The sequence below is a fragment of the Sphingomonas sp. G5 genome (assembly GCF_052660795.1).
This window is the reverse complement of the sequence record NZ_CP109660.1, coordinates 355664-378042: the sequence shown is the minus strand read 5'-3', so window position 1 is coordinate 378042 and position 22379 is coordinate 355664. Positions and strand designations below refer to the sequence as shown.

General features: G+C 70.0%; 17 protein-coding genes. 9 read left to right on the top strand and 8 right to left on the bottom strand.

Annotated elements, in window-relative coordinates:
• The first annotated feature begins 231 nt into the window (after window positions 1-231).
• Window positions 232-2238, top strand: a complete 2007-nt coding sequence (locus NE358_RS01770) for an MDR family MFS transporter (RefSeq protein ID WP_289940849.1) — start codon at window positions 232-234, stop codon at window positions 2236-2238.
• 71 nt (window positions 2239-2309) lie between these two features.
• Here NE358_RS01770 and NE358_RS01765 read toward each other — a convergent pair whose 3' ends face one another.
• From NE358_RS01765 to NE358_RS01755, 3 genes are all read right to left on the bottom strand, one after another.
• Window positions 2310-3893, bottom strand: coding sequence for an AMP-binding protein (locus tag NE358_RS01765; RefSeq protein ID WP_289940847.1), 1584 nt, complete (start codon window positions 3891-3893; stop codon window positions 2310-2312).
• 103 nt (window positions 3894-3996) lie between these two features.
• Window positions 3997-5190 (bottom strand): chromate efflux transporter, encoded by a 1194-nt coding sequence (chrA, locus tag NE358_RS01760; protein WP_289940844.1) that lies wholly within the window; start codon window positions 5188-5190, stop codon window positions 3997-3999.
• A 41-nt stretch (window positions 5191-5231) separates the two neighbouring features.
• The gene (locus NE358_RS01755) at window positions 5232-6188 is read right to left on the bottom strand and encodes a Gfo/Idh/MocA family protein (protein WP_289940842.1); all 957 of its coding nucleotides are present in this window, start codon (window positions 6186-6188) and stop codon (window positions 5232-5234) included.
• A 107-nt stretch (window positions 6189-6295) separates the two neighbouring features.
• Here NE358_RS01755 and NE358_RS01750 point away from each other — a divergent pair, with 107 nt between their 5' ends.
• The 8 genes from NE358_RS01750 (at window position 6296) to NE358_RS01715 (ending at window position 14646) form a co-directional block, all read left to right on the top strand.
• Window positions 6296-7450 (top strand): polysaccharide deacetylase family protein, encoded by a 1155-nt coding sequence (locus NE358_RS01750; protein ID WP_289940841.1) that lies wholly within the window; start codon window positions 6296-6298, stop codon window positions 7448-7450.
• A 174-nt stretch (window positions 7451-7624) separates the two neighbouring features.
• Complete coding sequence (locus tag NE358_RS01745; RefSeq protein ID WP_103206883.1) at window positions 7625-8752, top strand: glycosyltransferase; 1128 nt, start codon at window positions 7625-7627, stop codon at window positions 8750-8752.
• A gap of 41 nt (window positions 8753-8793) precedes the next feature.
• The gene (locus NE358_RS01740) at window positions 8794-9051 is read left to right on the top strand and encodes a glutaredoxin family protein (protein ID WP_103206884.1); all 258 of its coding nucleotides are present in this window, start codon (window positions 8794-8796) and stop codon (window positions 9049-9051) included.
• Window positions 9052-9061: 10 nt separating this feature from the next.
• A complete protein-coding gene (locus tag NE358_RS01735; RefSeq protein WP_289940837.1) occupies window positions 9062-10000 on the top strand; it encodes an amidohydrolase family protein in 939 nt (312 codons plus the stop codon).
• Complete coding sequence (locus NE358_RS01730; protein ID WP_499318214.1) at window positions 9990-11276, top strand: kynureninase; 1287 nt, start codon at window positions 9990-9992, stop codon at window positions 11274-11276. Before NE358_RS01735 ends, NE358_RS01730 begins: the two co-directional genes overlap by 11 nt.
• Window positions 11277-11338: 62 nt before the next feature.
• Window positions 11339-13096 (top strand): cation:proton antiporter, encoded by a 1758-nt coding sequence (locus NE358_RS01725; RefSeq protein ID WP_289940835.1) that lies wholly within the window; start codon window positions 11339-11341, stop codon window positions 13094-13096.
• 93 nt (window positions 13097-13189) lie between these two features.
• Window positions 13190-13942: an SDR family NAD(P)-dependent oxidoreductase gene (locus NE358_RS01720; protein ID WP_289940834.1), complete on the top strand. Its 753-nt coding sequence runs from the start codon at window positions 13190-13192 to the stop codon at window positions 13940-13942.
• A gap of 227 nt (window positions 13943-14169) precedes the next feature.
• Window positions 14170-14646, top strand: a complete 477-nt coding sequence (locus NE358_RS01715; RefSeq protein WP_103206888.1) for a recombinase family protein — start codon at window positions 14170-14172, stop codon at window positions 14644-14646.
• 34 nt (window positions 14647-14680) lie between these two features.
• Here the strand turns inward: NE358_RS01715 and NE358_RS01710 are convergent, their stop codons facing one another.
• The 5 genes from NE358_RS01710 to recQ form a co-directional block, all read right to left on the bottom strand.
• A complete protein-coding gene (locus tag NE358_RS01710) occupies window positions 14681-15073 on the bottom strand; it encodes a nuclear transport factor 2 family protein (protein WP_289940829.1) in 393 nt (130 codons plus the stop codon).
• 267 nt (window positions 15074-15340) lie between these two features.
• Window positions 15341-16888: a DEAD/DEAH box helicase gene (locus tag NE358_RS01705; RefSeq protein WP_056225904.1), complete on the bottom strand. Its 1548-nt coding sequence runs from the start codon at window positions 16886-16888 to the stop codon at window positions 15341-15343.
• Window positions 16889-17108: 220 nt separating this feature from the next.
• Complete coding sequence (locus NE358_RS01700) at window positions 17109-17684, bottom strand: DNA-3-methyladenine glycosylase I (RefSeq protein ID WP_103206892.1); 576 nt, start codon at window positions 17682-17684, stop codon at window positions 17109-17111.
• 97 nt (window positions 17685-17781) lie between these two features.
• On the bottom strand, window positions 17782-19884 hold the full coding sequence (locus NE358_RS01695; RefSeq protein ID WP_103206893.1) for an acyl-CoA dehydrogenase family protein: 2103 nt from the start codon (window positions 19882-19884) through the stop codon (window positions 17782-17784).
• Between the two features lie 377 nt (window positions 19885-20261).
• Window positions 20262-22301 (bottom strand): DNA helicase RecQ, encoded by a 2040-nt coding sequence (gene recQ, locus NE358_RS01690; RefSeq protein WP_371861597.1) that lies wholly within the window; start codon window positions 22299-22301, stop codon window positions 20262-20264.
• Window positions 22302-22379 lie beyond the last annotated feature (78 nt).

The window sequence follows — 22379 nt, the reverse complement described above, 5'->3', positions numbered from 1 at the left end:
GTTCTCGCGACGACACCGCTGGCGCCGGCGATGGACGGCCGCATAGGGTTCGCACAGTCGTGGGTGGTTTCGGTCATCGTCGGACGGCGCTACTATTAGTTGACTTTTAGCAAACACCTGGCGCCCGACTGAGCCACCCCGAGCCGTCCGCCAGGCCTTCTCCTGAAGAGGCCTCCGATGTCAGACATCACTCGAACCAGACGCGCCCATACGGCAGCGACCGACACGGTCATGACGCACCGCATGATCATGTTCGTGATCTTCGGCCTCATGGCCGGCATGTTCCTTTCCGCCCTCGACCAGACCGTCGTCGGCACCTCGATCCGCACGATCGGCGACGACCTGCAGGGCCTGAGCCTGCAGGCGTGGGTCACCACGGCCTATCTGATCGTGTCGACGATCTCGACGCCCATCTACGGCAAGCTCTCCGACATCTTCGGTCGGCGACCCCTGTTCCTCATCGCGATCCTGATCTTCATCATCGGTTCGGTGCTTGCGAGCTTCTCGACCTCGATGGTCGAGCTCGCGGCCTTCCGCGCCATCCAGGGCCTCGGTGCCGGCGGCCTGATGTCGATGCCGCTCGCGATCATGGGCGACATCCTCGCCCCGCGCGAACGCGCGAAGTACCAGGGATACTTCCTCGCCGTCTTCGGCATCTCCAGCGTCATCGGCCCCCTCGTCGGCGGACTGTTCGCGGGCGCCAGCCAGATCCTGTTCATCACCGGATGGCGCTGGGTGTTCCTCATCAACGTGCCGATCGGCATCGTCGCATTGGCGATCGTCTGGCGGTTCCTGCACATCCCGAAGCAGCCGCGTCACTCGGTGCGCATCGACTGGTGGGGCGCCACGACCGTCATCGTCGCCCTCGTCCCGCTCCTGCTCGTGGCCGAACAGGGCCGCGAATGGGGCTGGGGCTCGCCGATCGCCATCGCCTGCTACGTCGTCGGCGCTCTCGGCATCCTGGCCTTCGTCATCGCCGAGACCCTGATGAAGGACGACGCGCTCATCCCGCTCAAGCTCTTCCGCTCCCCCACGTTCTCGATGGCCACGATCATCGGGGTGCTCGTGGGCTTCGGCATGTTCGGCGCGATGCTGACGCTGCCGTTGTATCTGCAGCTCGTGCTCGGCTCCTCGCCCACGCAGAGCGGGTTCGAGATGCTGCCGATGATCCTCGGCCTCATGATCGCCTCGATCGCGAGCGGCCAGATCATCGCCCGCACCGGCCGCTATCGCATGTTCCCGATCCTGGGTACGGCGCTGATGTCGGTGGGCTTCTTCCTGCTGACCTTCTTGAAGTACGACAGCCCGTACTGGCACGTCGCGATCGCGATGCTCGTCATCGGCCTCGGCCTCGGGCAGCTCATGCAGACGCTCACGATCGCCAGCCAGAACTCGGTGGGTCTGCGCGACATGGGTGTGGCGACGAGCGGCTCGACGTTCTTCCGTCAGATCGGTGGAACGCTCGGCACCGCCGTGCTGCTGTCGCTGCTGTTCACGCTCATGCCGTCGAACATCACCGGCTCGTTCGCCGACCGCGCCACGCTCACCGACGCCCTCGACGCCGCTCTCGACCCGACGGTCGCCTCGGCTCCGGCGAACGAGAAGATCATGTCGAGCATCTACACCCCGATCGTGTCGAAGATCGTCGACGGTACGACGTCGCAGCTGCAGGCGGGTGTGCAGCAGGCTCAGGATGCCGCGACCCAGGCCGTCGCGCAGCAGGTCGCCGCCGGTCGCATCCCGGCGTCGGCGCAGGCTGCCGCCACCCAGGCCGCCGTCGCTCAGGCCGTCGCCGCCGCGACGACGCAGATCCAGCAGCAGGTTCCGGTCGCGCGCGTCGCCGCCGACGGCACGGTGAGCCTGGACTTCTCGGATGCCACGCAGCGCGCGGCCTTCGTGGACACGGCGGCCACGACGATCGAGGATCAGTTCGCCGCCGGCGATGAGAACACGTCGGTCGGCGGCTCGACGCTCGACGACACCTCGTTCCTGGTCGGTGCCGACGCGCGCCTGACCAAGCCGTTCCTCGTCGGCTTCAACTCCTCGGCGACGACGGTCTACTGGACCGCGATGGGCGTCGTGCTGCTGGCCTTCGTGCTGTCGCTGTTCTTCCGCACCCCGCCGCTGCGGGCGAAGTCGGCCCTTCAGGAGGCCGCCGACGAGCGCCGCGGCAAGGACGAGGAAGAAAAGCGCGCCGAAGAGGCCGCCGCTCAGACCGGAGCGCTCATCGCCCCGTAAGGGAGCAGCGAAGAAGGGCGGGTCGTCTGAAGACGCCCCGCCCTTTTTTCGTACCCGCGCGACCCGCCGACTCAGGCGGCTTCGCGTGCACGCAGGTCTTTGCGCAGGATCTTGCCCGACGTCGACTTGGGGATCACGTCGATGAACTCGACGCGGCGCACCTTCTTGTGCGGCGCGACCTCTCCCGCCACGAAGGCCATCACGTCGTCAGCGCTCAGGCCCGAGTCGGGGGCCGCCACGACGAACGCCTTGGGGATCTCCTCGCCGTCGTCGCCGCGCACGCCGATGACCGCGGCATCCTGGATCTTCGGGTGCGAGAGCAGCAGCGCCTCGAGCTCTGCGGGCGCGATCTGGTAGCCGTGGTACTTGATGAGCTCTTTCAAGCGGTCGACGATGGTGAAGTAGCCGTCGACGTGGTGCACGCCGATGTCGCCGGTGTGCAGAAACCCCTCGTCGTCGAGGGTCTCGGCGGTCGCGTCGGGGCGGTTCAGATACCCGAGCATCACGTTGGGCCCGCGAACCCAGATCTCCCCGGGGGCGGTGAAGCCGTCGTCGCCGTGCTCGTCGAGGTCGGCGCCGGTCTCGGGATCGACGAGCCGCGCGTCGCAGCCCGGGATGAGCACCCCCACCGAGCTGACGGGCATGTCGGAGCCCGCGGGGATCGCGTGCGAGACGGGGCTCAACTCGCTCATGCCGTAGCCCTGGTAGAAGCGGGCGCCGATCCGTCGACCGGCGGTCTCGGCCGTCTCGCCGTCGAGAGGGGCCGCCCCCGAGAACACGCTGTGGACGCGGGAGAGGTCGAACTGGTCGACTGCCGGATGCTTCGCGAGGGCGACGGCGATGGGCGGGGCGATGAAGAGGAAGGTGCAGCGGTGGTCCTGCACGGTGCGCAGGAATTCCACGAGATCGAAGCGCGGCATGGTGACGAGCGTCGCGCGTTGACGAAGCGCCAGGTTCAGCAGCACCGTCATGCCGTAGATGTGGAAGAACGGCAGCACGGCGAGCACCCGGTCGTCGCGGCCGATCTCGATGACCGGTCGGCACTGGTGCACGTTGGCGACGAGGTTGCGGTGCGAGAGCATGACGCCCTTGGGCACGCCGGTCGTCCCCGACGAGTACGGCAGCACGGCGATGTGGGTCGCGGGGTCGAAGTCCACCTCGGGCGGGGTGCGCCCCTCGCCGAGCAGCGAGCGAAGGTCGGGGTGGCCCTCGGCGCCGTCGAGAACGATCACCCGGTCGTCCGGGATGCCGACGGCTCGCGCGGCCTGATGGGCCTGCGGCAGCAGCGGCGACACGGTCACGAGCCAGGTGGCCGCGGCATCCGTCAGCTGCTTCTCGATCTCGTTCGCCGTGTAGAGGGAGTTGATCGTGGTGATGATCGATCCCGCACGCAGGATGCCGTGGAACACGGTCGCGAAGGCGGGAACGTTGGGGCAGAGCATCGCGACCACCGTCTCGGTGTCGGCGCCCCGAGCGGCCAGGGCTCCGGCGAAGGCGTCGACCTGCGCGCGCAGGGCGCGGTACGAGGTCTCGGCCCCGGTGGCGGGGTCGATGAGCGCGACGCGATCGAGGTCGGACTCCGCGAGGGAACCGAAAAGATAGTCGTAGATGCTCTGGTCGGGGATCTCGATGCTCGGATACGGGCTCTGGAACACGGTTCTCTCCCTCGAAAACTGCCGCGGCGACGGTGCCGTGGGCTCATCCTGGCATCCGTGGGACGCGGTGTCATCCCGGACGGGACCGGCTCTCGGCGGCCGCTCAGGTGACGGCGAGCGCCACACCTCCGGCCGCGCCGACGAGCACCACCGCCCACGCGGGAACACGGAACGCCGTGAGCAGGACGAAACCGACCACCGCGAGCACCACGGGCCCGGGGCCGGTCACCGCCGTCGTGAAGACGGGCGTGTAGAGAGCAGCCCCCAGGATGCCGACGACCGCCGCCCCCGCGCCGCGCATCGCCGCTCGCACGCGGGGCCGGTCGCGCACCGCATCCCAGAAAGGCAGCACGCCGACGAGCACGAGGAAGCCGGGCAGGAAGATCGCGAAGAGGGCGATCGCCGCACCGGTGAGGCCGCCGGGGCCCACGGACGACACCGCACCCAGATAGGCCGAGAAGGTGAAGAGCGGGCCGGGCACCGCTTGAGCTGCGCCGTAGCCGGCGAGAAACGCCGGGGGTGACACCCAGCCGGTGTCGACGACCCCGGCCTGCAGCAGCGGGAGCACGACGTGACCACCCCCGAAGACGAGGGCGCCGGAGCGGAAGAAGGCATCGACGAGCCCGGCCGTGTCCGACCCCGTGGCCGCCGCGAGGACCGGAAGCCCCAGCAGCCCGACCGCGAACAGGACGAGGCACGTCACGGCGACAGCCCGGGGAATGCCGAAAGACGGCAGCGCGGGCGAGGACGCCGCGGGCGCGCCGCGCAGCAGGACGAGCCCGGACAGCAGACCGAGGGCGAGGGCACCGAGCTGCCCCGGCGCTCCGGGAAGCAGCAGCGCGAGGGCGAGGCCCGCGACCGCGATGCCCGCACGCGGCGCATCGGGGGTGAGGGTGCGCGCCATGCCCCACACCGCCTGCGCGACGATCGCCACCGCCACGATCTGCAGCCCCGCGATCATGCCCCCGGCGACCGGTCCGCCGAGCAGCGCCGCTCCCCCGGCGAACGCGACGAGAAGGACGGCCGAGGGCAGGGTGAAGGCGACGAAAGCGGCCAGCGCTCCGAAGGCCCCGGCGCGATGAAGGCCCATCGCGAAGCCCACCTGGCTCGACGCGGGGCCGGGGAGGAACTGGCAGAGCGCGACCAGGTCGGCGTAGGCGCGGTCGTCCATCCACTTCCGCCGCACGACGAGGTCGTCGCGGAAGTAGCCGAGGTGTGCGACCGGCCCACCGAACGAGGTGACGCCGAGGCGCAGGAACGCGAGGAACACCTCGCTCACTCGGCCGGATCGTCGCATTCGCTCATCCTGACCCCGCCGTGGAAACGGCGGGTGAATGGTCACACCGACGCAGACCCCAGGATCTCGTCGACCAGCCGCAGGGTGAGGCCGGTGAGACGCTGATCGTCCGAGATGTCGACCCCGGCCACGGCGTCACGGAACCGTTCGACCTCGCCCACCATCGGGGTGGCCGGCGCCTCGACCTCGATCCGCTCGACATCGCCCTCGCGCGGGGTCAGGGTCAAGCGTCGGGGCGCGTCGATCGCGTCGATGGACAGCGACGCCTCCTCCCCCTGGATCTCGCTCGGCAGGGCGGTGTCGGTGATCTTCGACCACGCGATGTCGGCGATGAAGCCGTCGTAGGCGGCGAGCGCGCTCCCGAGCCCGTCCGTCCCCGAGGCGATGCCGACCCGGACGCCGTCGATCGAGCGCGGGGCGCCGAAGAGCCGCACCAGAGCGTGCAGTGGATACACCCCGAGGTCGCGGAGCGCGCTTCCGCCCAGGGCGGGATCGAAGATGTTCGTCTGCTCTCCCGCGAGCACGTGGTCGTAGCGCGCCGACCGCTTCTCGTACCGGAACGAGACGCGGCGGAGCGTTCCCAGGCGCGGCAGCAGCCGGCGAACCGCGTGCAGTCCCGGGTCGTACCCCGAGCGCATCGCTTCGAGCAGAACGACGCCGCGCTCGCGAGCGTGCGACACCGCGACCTCCCACTCCCCCGCCGACAGAACGGCGGGCTTCTCCACGAGCACCGGGATGCCGGCATCCACCGCTTCTCGCACCTGCTCCGCGTGCAGCGCGTTGGGACTGGCGAGGTAGACGGCATCGACGTCGGGGGCTGCGAGGAGCGCCGTGAGGCCGACGGCGGTTCGGGGCGCCCCGATCGTGTCGGCGAAGGCTCTCGCGCGCGCTTCGTCGCGAGAGGCCACCCGCGAGACCTCGACACCCTCGACCGCGGCGACCGCCTCCGCGAAGCGCTCGGAGATGGAACTGGTCCCGACGATGCCGATGCGAATCATGCCTTCATCATCCCGCGAGCGCCGCGCCGGAAAGCACCGTCGTTCACGGAGGCGACCGTCCGCGTCGATAGGATCGCGCCGACTCACCCGTCCGAGCCCGAGGCACCATGAACACCACCCGAGCCGAGCACCGCCGCCGTGCCTCCCGCCGCCTTCGTCGAAAGCGCGTGATCAGCGCGGTCATCGCCGTCGCCCTGGTCGGAGCCGGCATCTGCGCCGTCGCCCTGACCCTCGGCCCCGAAGCGCCCCCCGCCACCGACGAGGCCGTCGCGAGCGCGACGCCTTCGGAGACCCCGACGCCGACGCCTACCCCCCTCACCCCCGCCCAGGCCCTGCTGGCCACCTCGACCGATCCTCAGTCGTGCGCGGTGTCGTTCGCGGGAGACGGGATCGCCCTCGATCCGCAGCTGCAGACGCAGGGGGTGCGCTACCAGAACCTCCCGATCCCCCGCGCCGAGGGGCGCGTCTTCGCCGGGTGGTACGACGCGGCGGCCGACGCCGCCGCGATGACGCAGACGGCACGGCTGAACGGCGCCGACCTCGTGACGTGCACCGATCGGCAGCGGACGCTCCACGCGGGGTGGACGACTCCCGAAGCGAACACGGCAGAGGCCGCCGGAATCCCGATCCTCATGTACCACCAGTTCACGCGAAACCCGAAGGGCGAAGACAACTGGTTGCGGCTGAACTACGCCTACATCGGCGACTTCGACGCGCAGATGGCGCACATCCAGCAGTCGAGGTTCTACCTGCCGACGTGGGACGAGCTGAGCGCCTTCATCGACGGGAAGCTCTACCTGCCGAAGCACTCGGTGATCATCACCGACGACGACGCCGACAGCACGTGGCTCGAGATGGCCGCCCCCATCGTCAACGACCGGAAGCTGCTCACCACCTCGTTCGTGATCACTTCGGCGCGCTCCGAGGGCGCGCCCAATCCCTTCGTGCTCCAGCGCTCGCACACCCACGACATGCACCGCGCCGGCGCCAACGGCAAGGGGCGGATGGTCAACGACGACGCCGACACGATCGCCGCCGACCTGAATCGGTCGGCGCAGATCCTCGGCGCGAAGGAAGTCGTGGCCTACCCCTTCGGCCACTACAACGACACGACGAAGGAAGGGCTGCGTCGCGCTGGTTTCGAACTCGGTCGCACCATCGAGCACGGGTACGTGCGCATCGGTACCGATAAACTCGCACTGCCTGTCATCCGAATGAATTACGGAATGACGGTCGACGATCTCGTAAAAGAGATCGGTTGACCCTCGGATGACGGATAGCGCCATCGGAAATGTCCCCGTCACGGGCGCTTTCCTAGGGCGCACCGAGGGAGGCATCCGTGATCTCCCAGGTAAGTACGCCAGACTTTCAGACTGGGCACGCGTCGGCCGGTCTGCGCTGTTCACTTCTGTCTCACCGAGAAAACGCGAGCATCTATGGACCTTTCCGTCATCGTTCCGACCTTCAACGAAGGTCCGAACGTCGCCGAGCTCGTCCGACGAACGACCCACGCGCTGCTCGGTCGCACCATCGAGGTCATCTTCGTCGACGACTCGACCGACGACACCCCCGACGTCATCCGAGCGGTCGCGGCAGCATCCGACATCCCCGTCCGCCTGATCCACCGTGACAACCCCGTGGGCGGCCTCGGCGGCGCGGTGGTCGAGGGTATCCGCGCGGCGGAGTCCGATTTCTGCGTCGTCATGGACGGCGACCTGCAGCACCCGCCCGAGGTCATCGCCGACATGCTCGCGCGCGCCGAGGTGGGCGACGCCGATGTCGTCGTCGCCTCGCGGTACGTCGCCGGGGGCACCTCCGACGGGCTCGCCAACGCGGTGCGCACCGCGGTATCGCGCGCGTCGACGCTGCTGACCAAGGCGATGTTCCCGCGCAAGCTCAACAACTGCACCGATCCGATGACGGGCTTCTTCCTCGTCGACCGCCGCACACTCGAGATCGAGACGCTGCAGCCGCGCGGTTTCAAAATCCTGCTCGAGATCCTGGCCCGCAAGCAGATGCGCGTCGTCGAAGTCCCCTTCTCGTTCGCGCCCCGCTTCGCCGGTGAGTCGAAGGCCTCGTTCAGTCAGGGCATGCGCTTCCTCGTGCAGCTCACCATGCTGCGTTTCGGCCGCATGTCGGCGTTCGCCGTCGTCGGCGGCCTCGGCGCCCTGGCCAACCTCGCGATCATGTGGGCCCTGCAGGCGTTCGGCGTGCAGTATCTGATCGCCGCGGTGATCGCCAGCATCGTGACGATCGTCGCGAACTTCATCGCGCTCGAGTACCTCGTGTTCGCCGACATGCGCGCCGAGTCGGGGCTCATGCGGCACCGCTTCATCAAGTCGTTCACCTTCAACGGCGTCGAGGCGATCATCCGCATCCCGGTGATCTGGGTCCTGGTCAGCCAGGCGCACATGCCCAGCGTCATCGCCGCGGCGCTCACGCTGATCGCCGCCTTCGTGGTGCGCTTCGTCTTCCACGCGCTGGTGGTCTACGCACCCAAGAAGAGCCGCGTCGGCAAGGCCGTGCGCGCCATCGAGCCCCTCGAAGACGAAGTTACGGCCTGACTCGCGGCGCCGCTCACCGCCCCGCGGCGTACGCTGGACGCATGTCCTCCGACGCACCCATCCGTATGTTCGGCGCCGACTGGTGCCGCGATTGCATCCGCACCAAGAAGCAGCTCGACGAGCTCGGCATCGACTACGAGTACATCGACCTCGTGGCCGACCCCTCTGCCGCCGACGTCGCGAAGGAGATCTCGGGACGCACCAGCATTCCCGTGGTCGTCTACCCCGACTCCAGCCACCACGTCGAGCCGTCGAACGCCGACGTCGAGAGCAAACTCCGCGAGCTGTCGCTGATCTGATCGCGTCGGCGTGACCCTCTCCGCCGCGTGGCCCGTGCGCCGCGCGCTCACCGCCGAGGCGGGGAGCGCGTTGCCCGCGTTCGTCGATCACCACGTGCACCTGCATCTGATCGACTCCGGGTCTCTGGCTCGGCGAGGGATCGCCGCCGTCGTCGACCTCGGCGGCGATCCCGCCGCTCTCGCTCGTCGGCCCGAAGGCCTCCCCCGCATCGCGTTCGCCGGTGCCTTCCTCACCGTCCCCGGCGGGTATCCCGACGGCCGCTCCTGGGCGCCACGGTCCGTCGTGCGGTACGTGACCGACGCCTCACGGCATCCGGGGGTCCACGACGGAGCCCGGACAGCCGTCGACGAGCAGGCGGATGCCGGAGCCAAGGTCATCAAGGTCACGCTCCATGCCGACGCCGGGCCCGTGCTCACCGACGCGGCCCTCGCGGCCGTGGTCGCCTCGGCCACCGAGCGGGGTCTTCCCGTCGTCGCGCACGCGCAGGGACCGGGCCAGGTGGACCGCGCGATCGCGGCCGGCGTCTCGGTGCTCGCGCACACGCCGTTCGACGCTCCCGTCTCGCGGCGAACGCTGGCTCGAGCCGTCGCTGCGGGACAGGCCTGGATCTCGACGCTCGACATCCACCGCGGCGCCGACCGCGAGCGGGCGATCGCCAACCTCCGCGCGTTCGCCGCGCGGGGTGGGCGCGTGCTCTACGGGACCGATCTGGGCAACGGCTCCCTCCCCCTCGGGGTGAATCGACGAGAGCTCCTCGCGCTGATTGAGGCAGGCGTGCGCGGCGACGCTCTCGTGACCGCACTCACCGACCCCTGGCCCCGCGCCCGGCCCCTCGACGCCGTCTCGACATTCGTCGCCGGCGCCGCCCCCACCGACGACGACGAGGTCGCGACGTGGCTGAGCCACGCGACCGTCGTCCCGACCGAGGAGCTGACCCGTGTCGACTGACCCCTCCCCCGACTTCGGCTCCGTGGACCGACTCGAACTCCCCCACCACTCGTTCGAGGCCGAGGCGCAGCGGCTCGACGCGGCCGACGCTCTGGCACCTCACCGCGACGCGTTCGTCGGCAGCGACAGCTCGCTGGTCTACTTCGACGGCAACTCGCTGGGCCGACCGCCGCGCGCCACCGCCGAACGCCTCGCGCGCTTCGTCACGGAGGAGTGGGGCGGGCGCCTCATCCGCGGGTGGGACGAAGCGTGGATGGAGCTGCCGTTCGTCATCGGCGATCGGATCGGGGCACTGGCGCTGGGCGCGGCATCCGGTCAGACGGTCATCGGCGACTCGACCACCGTGCTCTTGTACAAGATGCTGCGCGCGGCCCTCGACGCGCAGACGGCCCGTGACCCGGAGCGTGTCGAGATCGTCGTCGGACGCGACGACTTCCCCACCGATCGCTACCTCGTCGAAGGGATCGCCGCCGAGCGCGGAGCGCGCGTGGTCTGGATCGACGTCGATACGACACGGGGAGTGGATGCCGACCTGCTCCGCGCCGCCGTCGGTCCCCGCACCGCAGTGGTGCTGCTGAGCCACGTCTCGTACCGCTCGGGCTTTCTCGCCGACGGTGCCGAGCTCACCGCCGTCGCGCACCGCGCCGGCGCGCTCGTGCTCTGGGACCTCTGCCACTCGGCGGGTTCGGTTCCGGTCGAGCTCGACGCGTGGGGCGCCGATCTCGCCGTCGGCTGCACGTACAAGTACCTCAACGGCGGGCCCGGGTCCCCCGCCTTCGCGTACGTCGCCGCGCGTCACCACGCCGCACTCACCCAGCCGGTGCAGGGGTGGATGGGTGCCGCCGACGTCTTCTCGATGGGCCCGTTGTACCGACCCGCCGACGGCATGCGCCGCTTCCTCTCGGGCACCCCTCCGGTGCTCGCCATGATCGCGATGCAGGACACTCTCGACCTCCTCGACGACGCCGGTATCGGCGCCGTGCGCGCGAAATCGGTCGCACTCACCGAGTTCGCGGTGCGGGTGGCCGACGGCATCCTGAGTCCGCTCGGCGTGCGCCTCGCGTCGCCGCGCGATCCGGCGGAACGCGGGGGGCACGTGACGCTCTCGCACCCGGCGATGCGGGCCGTGACGGCTCGCCTGTGGAAGGGCGACGTCATTCCCGACTACCGCGATCCGCACGGGCTGCGCATCGGTCTCTCGCCGCTGTCGACGAGCTTCTCCGAAACCCTGACCGGCATGCGAGCCGTGGCCGAGGCGGTGCGCGCCGAGAGCTGAGGTTCAGCGGGGTGCTGTCTCATCGATCGGGACCGCGGCGCACGGAGGGCTAGCCTCGAAGGATGATCGATCCCCTCCTCCTCGTCCTCGCCGGGGTGGTGGTCGTCGCTCTCGCCACGGTGATCGGGCCGCGCTTCAACGTCGCCGGACCGCTCGTTCTTCTGGCGGTCGGCGCGGGAGTGAGCCTGCTGCCGTTCGTCGCGCCCTTCTCGGTGAACCCGGAGGTCATCCTGGTCGGGGTGCTCCCGCCCCTGCTCTACTCGGCGGCGGTGCAGCTGCCCGCCATCGAGTTCCGCCGCGATTTCGCCCCCATCGCCGGACTCTCGGTGGTGCTCGTCGTGTTCAGCTCGCTCGTTCTCGGACTCTTCTTCTGGGCCGTCATCCCCGGTCTCGGTCTCGCCCTGTCCATCGCCCTGGGGGCCATCCTCAGTCCCACGGATGCCGTGGCCACCTCGATCGCCAAGCGCCTGGGCATCTCGCCGCGCGTGGTGACGATGCTCGAGGGCGAGAGCCTGCTGAACGACGCCACCGCGCTCGTCCTGCTGCGCACGGCCGTGGCGGCCGTGGCATCCGGTTTCGCGTTCGGCGACGCCCTCGCCGACTTCGCCTGGGCCGTCGTCATCGCGCTCGTGCTCGGCGCGGCGATCGGGTGGGTGAACCTGCGCGTGCGCGAACGCGTGTCGAACTCCGCCGCGAACACCGCGCTGAGCTTCACGATCCCGTTCCTGGCCTATCTGCCGACCGAGCACCTGGGCGGGTCGGGCCTGGTCGCGGCGGTGGTCGCGGGCATCGTCACGGGCCAGGGAGCCGCGCGGCGGTTCACGCCCGAGCAGCGCATCAGCGATCGCCTGAACTGGCGCACGGTCGAGTTGATCCTCGAAGGCGGCGTCTTCCTCGTCTTCGGTCTCGAGCTGAAGGACATCGTCGTCGCCAACCTCAGAGAGCACGAGGGCCTCTGGCACGGCACCTGGCTGGCGCTGTCGGCCCTGGGGATCGTGCTGCTCGTGCGCGCACTCTACGTGACGGGCCTGATCGGGCTCCAGGCCCGGCGCAGCCGCCGTCACCCCCGGCACCAGGATCGGATCGAGGGGGCGCAGCAGCGCCTCGACCGCTTCGAAGAGGCCTACCGCGAGGCACCGGAGCAGTTCGGCGAGCGCGGCGCCGACCCCGCACGGACCGAGCGCCGCATCGGATGGATGCGCTCGCGCATCGCACGTACGATGGCGGATCTCGACTACTACCGCGACTCCCCGTTGACCGCGCGCCACGGCACGGTGATCGTGTGGGCGGGTATGAGGGGCGTGGTCACTCTGGCCGCGGCGCAGACTCTCCCCGAGGACCCGAACATCCAGCGCCCCCTACTGATCTTCGTCGCCTTCCTCGTGGCGCTGTTCAGCCTCGTCGCGCAGGGGCTGACGCTATCGGCGGTGGTCCGGACCGTGGGTCTCAGCGGCGAGGGCGGCGAGGGGCCGTCGCGAGACGAGCAGCGCGCCCTGAGCGCGGAGCTCCGGGATGCCGCGATCTCGGCGGTGCAGTCGGGCGCGCTCGCCCGACAGAACGGCGAGCCCTTCCCCGCCGACCTGATCGAGCGGGCGGGCGCACGCCTCGTGCAGCCTCCGAACGAGGACGACGACGCGACCGCGCGAGTGCGGGATCTGCTCGAGCTCCGACGCGCCTCGATCGAGGCGATGCGCACGCGACTCGATGACCTGAGCCGCGACGGACGCTTCAGCACCGCGGCACTCCGGCACGCCCTCGCCGAGCTGGACGCCGACCAACTGAGCCTCGAACTACGCATCGACGATGGCGCCGACGGCTGAGGCGGAATACCGCGGCCCGCCTGACGGTTTCCATTCACGCGCATGCGGTCATCGCGAGAGCCGTGGTGACTCGACGGCGGGAGAGAAGTACCCATGAGCAGGTTCGATCGGAAAGTCGCCCTCGTCACCGGCGGCGGGAGCGGAATCGGAGCCGCCATCGCGCGGCAGCTCGGCGCAGAAGGCGCGTCGGTGGTCGTCACCGACATCAACCTGGATGCCGCGGAGCGCGTCGCCCAGGAAATCACCGTCGTGGGCGGGACCGCCTCGGCCTTCGCGCAGAACACCGCGAAATGGCAGGACTCCGAGTCGGCCGTCGAGTTCGCCAAGAAGACACACGGCGGACTGCACCTCGCCGTGAACAACGCCGGCATCGGTGCCGCTCCCCAGAACATCGGCGACTACGACGTCGAGGCCTGGGACCGCGTGCGCGCCGTCGACCTCGACGGTGTCTTCTACGGCTTGAAGTTCCAGCTTCCCGCGATCGTCGCTTCCGGAGGAGGGGCGATCGTCAACATGGCATCCGTGCTGGGTTCCGTGGGCATCGCGCAGAACGCAGCCTACGTCGCGAGCAAGCACGCCCTCGTGGGACTGACGAAGGTCGCGGCGCTGGAGTACACCGCCCAGGGCGTCCGCACGAACGCCGTCGGCCCGGGGTTCATCGACACCCCGCTGGTGCGCTCGAGCCTGTCGCCCGAGGCGTTGACCCACCTCGAGAGAGAGCACGCCACGGGCCGTCTCGGCACCGACGCCGAGGTGGCGGCGCTCACGCTGTTCCTCCTGAGCGACGACGCCTCGTTCATCTCCGGCAGCTACCACCTCGTGGACGGCGGCTACTCGGCTCACTGAGGCGGTCGCCTGCGGACCCGTCGTGCGCGTCGCGGCGGGCCCGCGGTGCGTCTGCCCGCGGCCACGTGCCACACGCTCGGCCGAACCCGTGTCCCACTTTGTGTCGCCTGGAGGCACGCTGAGCCGCACAATCCGGGACATACAGCGACAAGAACGGGACATGGCGTCTCGGGGCAGGGACGGGCCGATTCGCAGGGTCGTGCGGCAGAATGGACGCGGAGGTTTCCATGAGCGATCCGATCCCGACGATGCCGTCATCCGCGGATGCCGCCGGGACGAGTCCCGTGCCGCTCGCGCACGCAGCGGCGGAGTGCCCGAAGTGCTTCACCGAGCTGCAGAGCGACCGCGACTGGTGGCGTGCACGCCCCGCCGGTTCGCGGCTGGTCGGCCTCGTGGTCTCGCGCCCCGACATGGAGACCGTCAAGCAGCAGCGCGACGATCTCACCCGCTTCGGCGTGCCGATCGAGGGCTTCCGTCACCCCGCGCCCGAGACCCTCGAGGGATGGTCGAAGAGACTCGACCGGTTCTTCGGAACGCTGACGCGCGGTGACGTTCTCGTCGTCGCGAGCGTGCACGCTCTCGGCCTGACGCGCGAGGACGAGACGCGTGCCGTCGCGGACCTTCGTCGACGCGGCGTGATGGTCAAAGTCCTCTCTCACGGCGATCGCCACCTGCACGACGCGACCCTTCCGCCGCGCGGCTGAGGCCGCCGTCTCCGCCCGATGGGGTGGGCGGTGATCAGGAGGGATCGCTGACGCGCCCCGCGTCGAACGTCTGGCGCACCTCGGCGGTGTCGTAGACGATGTGCAGCGTCTCGATGCGTCCGTCGGGGGCGAGTTCAGCCACATCGACGACCGTGAACGGCGCGGGGGAACCGTCGGCCAGCACCCAGTCGAACCGGAACCAGAAGCTGAGGATCGGCGCGCCCGAAAGATCTCTCATCACGCTGAGCAGCGTGAGCTTCGACGATTGCGTGTCGGCGAAGAGGACGGGGTAGAAGTTCTCGGGTGCGAGCGTCCCGTACAGCGGCGAGTTCACTCGGGCCTGCGGCGCGAACAGCGCCAACACCGCCTCGAGGTCGGCGTTCTGCAGAGCGGCGAGATAGCGATCGACGAGTTCACCGGGAGTCATCTGGGGCGGTTCCTTTCTTCACAATGGCCGCAGGTCCCGGCGATGACGTCACAATCCGACGTACCGCGCAAGATGCTCGACGGTCGACCTCGAGCCCGCCGCGACCAGGTCGGCCGGAGTACCCGCGAAAACGACCGTACCGCCGTCGCGGCCCGCACCGGGACCGGGGTCGATGATCCCGTCCGCGTGCGCCGACGAAACCCCGTGAACGACCAGAGAAACGACGAGGCCCCCGCAGACGGATCTGCGGGGGCCTCGTGACGTGGATCAGCCCTGGGCGCGACGGTTCGTGCGGGGGCTGCGCGCGCCGACGACCATCCCGGTCGTGGGGGTTCCGGATGCCGAACGGCCCGCGCCCTGCGAACGCGAGGCGCCCGCTCCGGCGCGCTGTCCGCCACCGGTGCCCTGGCCGCGACCGGCACCGGAGCGCTGGCCCTGGCTACGGCCGCCCTGGGGCGCGTGGCCCGCAGCGGCGGGGGCATCGGCCGAGGGACCGCCGGCGCCACGGCCACGGCGACGACGTCCGCCGCCGGCGGATGCGGCGTCCGCACCCTGGGCGCGCTCGGCGCGCTTGCGCTGGGCGTTCGCGCCCTGCGAGCGTCCGCCGCCCTGAGGCTGCGCGACGATCGGCTCGGGCTTGACGTACGGAGCGACCTCGCCGACCAGGGCGACGACCTCGGGAGAGGTCGGCGTCACGGCCGTGGGCGTGGCCGAGATCTTGGCCTTGCGCAGGATGTCGAGGGTGTCGCGACGCTGCTCGGGGAGCATGATCGTCACGACGTCGCCGGCGGTGCCGGCACGGGCGGTACGGCCCGAGCGGTGCAGGTACGCCTTGTGCTCGACGGGCGGGTCGACGTGCACGACGAGCTCGACACCGTCGACGTGGACGCCGCGGGCGGCGACGTCGGTCGCGACGAGCACCTTGGCGCGGCCGTCGCCGAAGGCGGCGAGGTTGCGGTCGCGCTGCGGCTGCGACAGGTTTCCGTGCAGGTCGACCGAGGGGATACCCGCGGCCGTCAGGGCCTTCGCCAGCTTCTTGGCCTGGTGCTTGGTGCGCATGAACAGGATGCGGCGCGCGGTGCCCGAGGCGAGCGTCTGCACGAGCTCCTTCTTGGCGTCGGCGTCGGCGGGGGCGAACACGTGGTGGGTCATGGCGGCGACGTGCGAGTGCGCCTCGTCGACCGAGTGCAGCACCTCGTTGCGCAGGAAGCGCTTGACGAGCTTGTCCACACCGTTGTCGAGGGTGGCCGAGAACAGCATGCGCTGGCCGTTGGCGGGCGTGCGCGACAGCAGACGCGTGACACCGGGGAGGAAGCCGAGGTCGGCCATGTGGTCGGCCTCGTCGAGCACGGTGATCTCGACGTCGTCGAGGCTCGCGTGGCCCTGACCGATGAGGTCTTCGAGGCGACCGGGGCACGCGACGAGGATGTCGACGCCGCCGTTGAACGCGTCGACCTGGCGCTTCTGGTTCACGCCGCCGTACACGGTGGTGGTGACCAGGCCGTAGGCCGCGGCGAGGGGCTTGATGACCTCGTCGATCTGGTTGGCGAGCTCGCGGGTGGGAGCGAGCACGAGGGCGCGGGGCTTGCGGCCGCGACGGCGGTCGTTCTTGCCGGCGAGGCGCGCGACGAGGGGAAGAGAAAAGGCGAGGGTCTTGCCCGAGCCGGTCTTACCGCGGCCGAGCACGTCACGGCCGGCGAGGGTGTCGGGCAGGGTGTCTGCCTGGATGGGGAACGCGTCGTTCTTGCCCTGCGAGGCGAGAACGTCGACGAGGGGGGCGGGCACGCCGAGGTCGGCGAAAGTCTGGGACGTCATGAATACTCCAGCCGCGGCGCACGCGCGCACGGCGGTTCGGGATGCCGCGATGCTGCGGCTGCAGGGGGCGAAGGCGCCGGGTGGCGCATCCGTTCGCCGTGAAGGTCAAAGGCCCGAGAAGAAGGGGCCGGTGCGTTCGACGACGCTGGGAGCCAATGGCTCCGCACCCCACTCTACCCGTGTGCGGCGGCCCACCGCGCATCCGCCCCCGTCGAAGGGGTCACGAGCCAGCCGCGCGCCAGCACCCGGCGACGTGATCGTCGACCATGCCCGAGGACTGCATGAGCGCGTACATCGTGGTGGGACCGACGAACCGGAAACCGCGACGACGCAGCTCTTTACTCATCGCGGTGGATTCCGGCGTCAGGGCGGGGACTTCGGCGAAGGTCGCGGGCGGTGCATGATCCACCGGCGCGAACGACCACAGCAGGGCGTCGAGCTCGCCCTCGCCCATCTCGGCGACCAGGGCGGCGTTGCCGATCACGGCCTCGATCTTGGCGCGGTTGCGGACGATGCCGGCATCCTGCATCAGGCGCTCGACGTCGTCGATGCCGAACCCGGCCACCGCCCGGGGCTCGAAGTCGAGGAAGACCTCGCGGAAACGCGGGCGCTTGCGCAGGATCGTGATCCAGGCGAGACCCGCCTGGAAGCCCTCGAGGCTCATCTTCTCGAACAGCCGACGGTCCCCGTGCAAGGCGGTGCCCCACTCTTCGTCGTGGTACCGCTGATACTCGGCGTCGGCACCGGCCCACGCGCAGCGAGCCGTGCCGTCATCATCGATCGAAAGGTCGCTCATGCCCCCAGGCTAGAGCGGAGCCCCGACATCGCTGCTCGCGCGTCGGAACGCGAAGCGGACGGCGGCGCCCCCCTCCTTCCGCCGCCCGCCTCGCGCGTCACCGGGCGGGCTTCTTCTCCGGGGTAGGAGCGGTGCCCGCGGCCTTCTGAGCGGCGTAGTACGCCGCGGCTTCGTTCTGACGATCGTCTTCGACACCCGACGCGATGGAGGCGCGGATGTGCTCGGGCCCGTATCCGAACGCGTCGACCAGGTCCTGCGCGTGCGGGCGGAGCCGCGCGCAGAGGCGGTCGATGTAGCTCGACACTGCTGCGCCGCGCTGCGTCGAGAGGCGTCCGTTGATCAGGTACCACGCGAGGTGCTTCTCGATGAGCTGCAGACCGAACAGATCGCGCAGCCAGGTCAGCACCGTGAGCGTGTCGCGATCGTCGATGCGGTTGATGGCGTCGGTGAACGCCTCCCACTGCAACAGCTCGCCGTGGGCACGCGCGGCCTCGATCAGCTGCGCCTGATTCTCGTTGAACAACGCCGCCGCGTCTTCTCGGGAGAGCTTGGATGCCGGGCGCAGACGCCCGGCGATGTCGGCGATCATCTGCTGCACGCGACCGGCGAGCAGCTCATGCTGCTGCTCGGCTCGGAGGCCCTTCTCGACGGAGCGCGCCGTCGAGCCGAAATCGCTGACGGCCTGACCGAGCTGACGCATTCCGGCGCCGTGGAAGAGCTTCCCGGCGGTCTGTCCGACCGCGAAGGCGGCGAGCTGCTTGGCATCCTTGCCCTTGAACTGCTTGGCGTAGTCGGCGAGCAGTCGCTTGCCGACGAGCTGCAGCAGGATGTTGTTGTCCCCCTCGAAGGTGACGTAGATGTCGAGGTCGGCGCGCAGGCCCACGAGACGGTTCTCGAAGAGGAAGCCCTGGCCGCCGCACGCTTCGCGCGACTCCTGCAGGGTGTCGAGGGCGTGCCAGGTCGACAGGGGCTTGAGCGCTGCGGCGAGGGTCTCGAGGTCTTCGCGGTCGGCATCCGTGTCGAGGCGGCCGCTGAAGACGCCGTCGAACTTCTGCAGGAATTCGTCGTGCGCGAAGATCTCGGCGTAGGTCGTCGCCAGACGAGGCAGGAGCCGACGCTGATGCTTGCCGTAGTCGAGCAGGGTGACCTCGGGGGTGCCGTTGCCCGAGTCGAACTGGCGGCGTTGGTTGCCGTAGGTGACGGCAATGATCAGGCCGATGGCCGAGGCCCACGCGGCGGCTCCGTCGAGCGAGACACGACCCTGGACGAGCGTGCCGAGCATCGTGAAGAAGCGGCGGCCGGGGCTGGCGATGTCGCTGGAGTACGTGCCGTCGGCAGCCACGTCGCCGTAGCGGTTGAGGAGGTTCGTGCGGGGCACACGGACCTGGTCGAAGTGCAGCCGACCGTTGTCGATGCCGTTCAGACCGCCCTTGAGGCCGTCGTCCTCTCCGCCGATGCCGGGGAGGAAGTTCCCCTCGTCGTCACGCAGGGGCACGTAGAAGCAGTGCACACCGTGGTTCACGCCCTTCGTGATGAGCTGCGCGAACACGGTCGCTGCCTTGCCGTGCACGGCGGCGTTGCCGAGGTAGTCCTTCCACGCGCCGCGGAACGGCGTGTGGATGACGAACTCCTCGGTCTCGGGGTCGTAGGTCGCGGTCGTTCCGATGGCCGACACGTCGGAGCCGTGTCCGGTCTCGGTCATCGCGAAAGCGCCGGGGATCTCGAGGCTCATGATGCCGGGCAGCCACTTGTCGTGGTGCTCACGGGTGCCCAGCTGAAGAACGGCCGAGCCGAACAGGCCCCACTGCACGCCGGACTTGATCTGCAAGCTGGGGTCTGCCGCGACGAGTTCTTCGAAACCGGCGATGTTGGCGCCGTTGTTCTCTTCGCCCCCCAGGCGCTTGGGGAAGGCGCGGTGGACCGCCTTGTTCTGGACGAGCAGGTGGAGCTGGCTGAGGGTGCGCTCTCGGTGCGCGTCCATGCCCAGGCTGTCATCGCGCCACAGCGCGGGGTCCTTGATCATCTCGCGCGCCTGGCGGCGGGTGTCGCCCCAGGTGCCGAGCAGCAGGTCGGTGACACGCTCGGTGTCGATGCGGCCCTCCGCCGCTTCGGCGGCGGTGTGCGGCGCGGTGGGTGCGCCTCCGACAGGAGTACGCGTGCTCGTGGCGGGCGTGGTGGGACGGACGGCGGCGTCGGTCATCTTCGGCACCTTTCGACGTTGCAAAGGACGGTTCCTACGGTAGGTCTCCCACAACGTGGACCCAAACACCCTGTGATATGTCCACAACGACCCCGCGTCCCGTTTCGCCGGGTCGTTGTGGGTGGTCAACATTCCCGTGAGCGCGCTGAGCGCGGCGGACGCCGTGGGGTCGGCGCGTACCGCGCGCCCGGGCCGCGCGGTCACGCCCCAAGACTGCATCTCGCTGACGAGTCGGTGGCGAGGTGTCGCCGGTTTGTCGGCGAGATGCTGTTTCGCGATAGCTCGCGGCGGGAGCAGGCTCCGCACGAAGGCGCGCGATCGCGGCGGGGTCCGGACCTCCGGGCACGGGGCGTCCAGAGCACCCGGGCGCGGCGCCGTCAGTTCGCGGCGACCACGGTCAGGATGCCGTCACCGTATGCTTCGCGCTTTTTGGCGCCGATGCCGGTGATGCCGTCGAGGTCGCCGACGGAGCTCGGACGTGCGGCCGCGATCGCCCGCAGCGTGGCGTCGCCGAAGACGATGTACGCCGGGACCCCCTGCTCGCGGGCCTTCTCGGCCCGCCACGCGCGCAGCGCCTCGAACAGGTCGCGGTCGCCGGGGGCCACGTCGTCGGCGCTGCTCTTGCGCGCGCGGCTCGAGCCGCCGCTGCTGCCGGTGCGGCCCAGGGCATCGCGACGCAGCGGCACCGGGGTCTCGCCGCGCAGGACGCCCGCGGACGCCTCGCTGAGGGCGAGGGTGCCGTAGTCGCCCTGCGCGACGATGATCCCGCGCGCCAGGAGCTGTCGGATCACACTCCGCCAGTCCTGGTCGGACAGGTCGGCCCCGAGCCCGTAGGTACTGAGCCGGTCGTGGCCCTGCTGGGCGATGCGCTCGGTCTTCGCGCCGCGGAGGATGTCGATCAGGTGACCGGCGCCGAAAGCCTGACCCCTCTCGCGCTGCAGGCGCACGATCGTGGACAGCAGCTTCTGCGCCGCGACGAGGCCGTCCCACGTGTCGGGCGGGGTGAGGCACGTGTCGCAGTTGCCGCACGGCTCGGATCGCTGCCCGAAGTAGTCGAGGAGGTTCTGCCGACGGCATCCGACCGTCTCGCACAGGGCCAGCATGGCGTCGAGGTGTTGCCCGAGCCGCATCTTGTAGGAGCGGTCGCCGGGCGACTGGTCGATCATGCGGCGCTGCTGCACGACGTCGCCGAGGCCGTAGGCCATCCACACGGTCGACGGGTCTCCGTCACGGCCGGCGCGGCCGGTCTCCTGGTAGTAGCCCTCGACGGACTTCGGCAGATCGATGTGCGCGACGAAGCGCACGTCGGGCTTGTCGATGCCCATACCGAAGGCGATCGTGGCGACCATGATGACGCCGTCGTCGCGAAGGAACCGCGACTGGTTCGCCGCGCGCACCGAGGCGTCGAGACCCGCGTGGTACGGCAGGGCGTCGAGGCCCTGCGAGCTGAGATAGGCCGCCGTCTGCTCGACGCTCTTTCGACTCAGGGCGTACACGATTCCCGCAGAGCCCTCGGGCTGCGATCGGATGAACTGCACGAGCTGCCGACGCGGGTCGACCTTGGCATCGATGCGGTACTGGATGTTCGGGCGGTCGAAGCTGGCGACGAACCCGCGGGCGTCGCGCAGACGCAGACGCTCGACGATCTCTTGGGCGGTGGCCGGGGTGGCTGTCGCCGTCAGTGCCATGCGCGGGACGTCGGGGAAGCGGTCGGCGAGGTCGCCGAGGGCGAGGTAGTCGGGCCGGAAGTCGTGGCCCCACTGCGACACGCAGTGCGCTTCGTCGATGGCGATGACGCTGAGTCGACCGCGCGCGAGGAACGCGAGGGTCTGTGCGCCGTTCAGACGCTCGGGTGCGACGTACAGCAGGTCGAGCTCTCCGGCGAGATAGGCCTGCTCGACGGCCTGCCGTTCGGCGGGCGCCTGCGTCGAGTTGAGATAGCCCGCGCGCACGCCGTTGGCGATCAGGGCCTCGACCTGGTCGTGCATGAGCGCGATCAGCGGGCTGACCACCAGGCCGGTACCGGGTCGCACGAGCGCGGGCACCTGGTACGTGACGCTCTTGCCGCCGCCGGTCGGCATGAGCACGACGGCGTCGCCACCGCCGACGACGTGCTGCACGATCTCGGCCTGGTCGCCGCGGAACGCGTCGTAGCCGTAGACCTCGTGCAGGACTTCTCGCGGGTCGCGCCCCGTGAAGTCGCGGACGGCCGGGAGCTCTCGCGCCGTGCCGGTGACGGTCGCGGCGCGGGCGAACGGCGAAGACGGGTCGACGGGCGGCGGCGGCGCATCGACGTCTTCGGGAGGTGCGAACTGGTCGGGATCCCAGTCCACGCCGGCGTAGGGATCTTCGGGCAGGTCGTACGGCTCGGGCGGCGCGTCGGCGTACGACTCGGATGCGGCGCCGGGGTAAGTCACCCCTCAACGGTAACCCGGGCCACCGACACGCACACCGCCCCGGCATCCGTCGGGGATGCCGGGGCGGGACACGTTCCT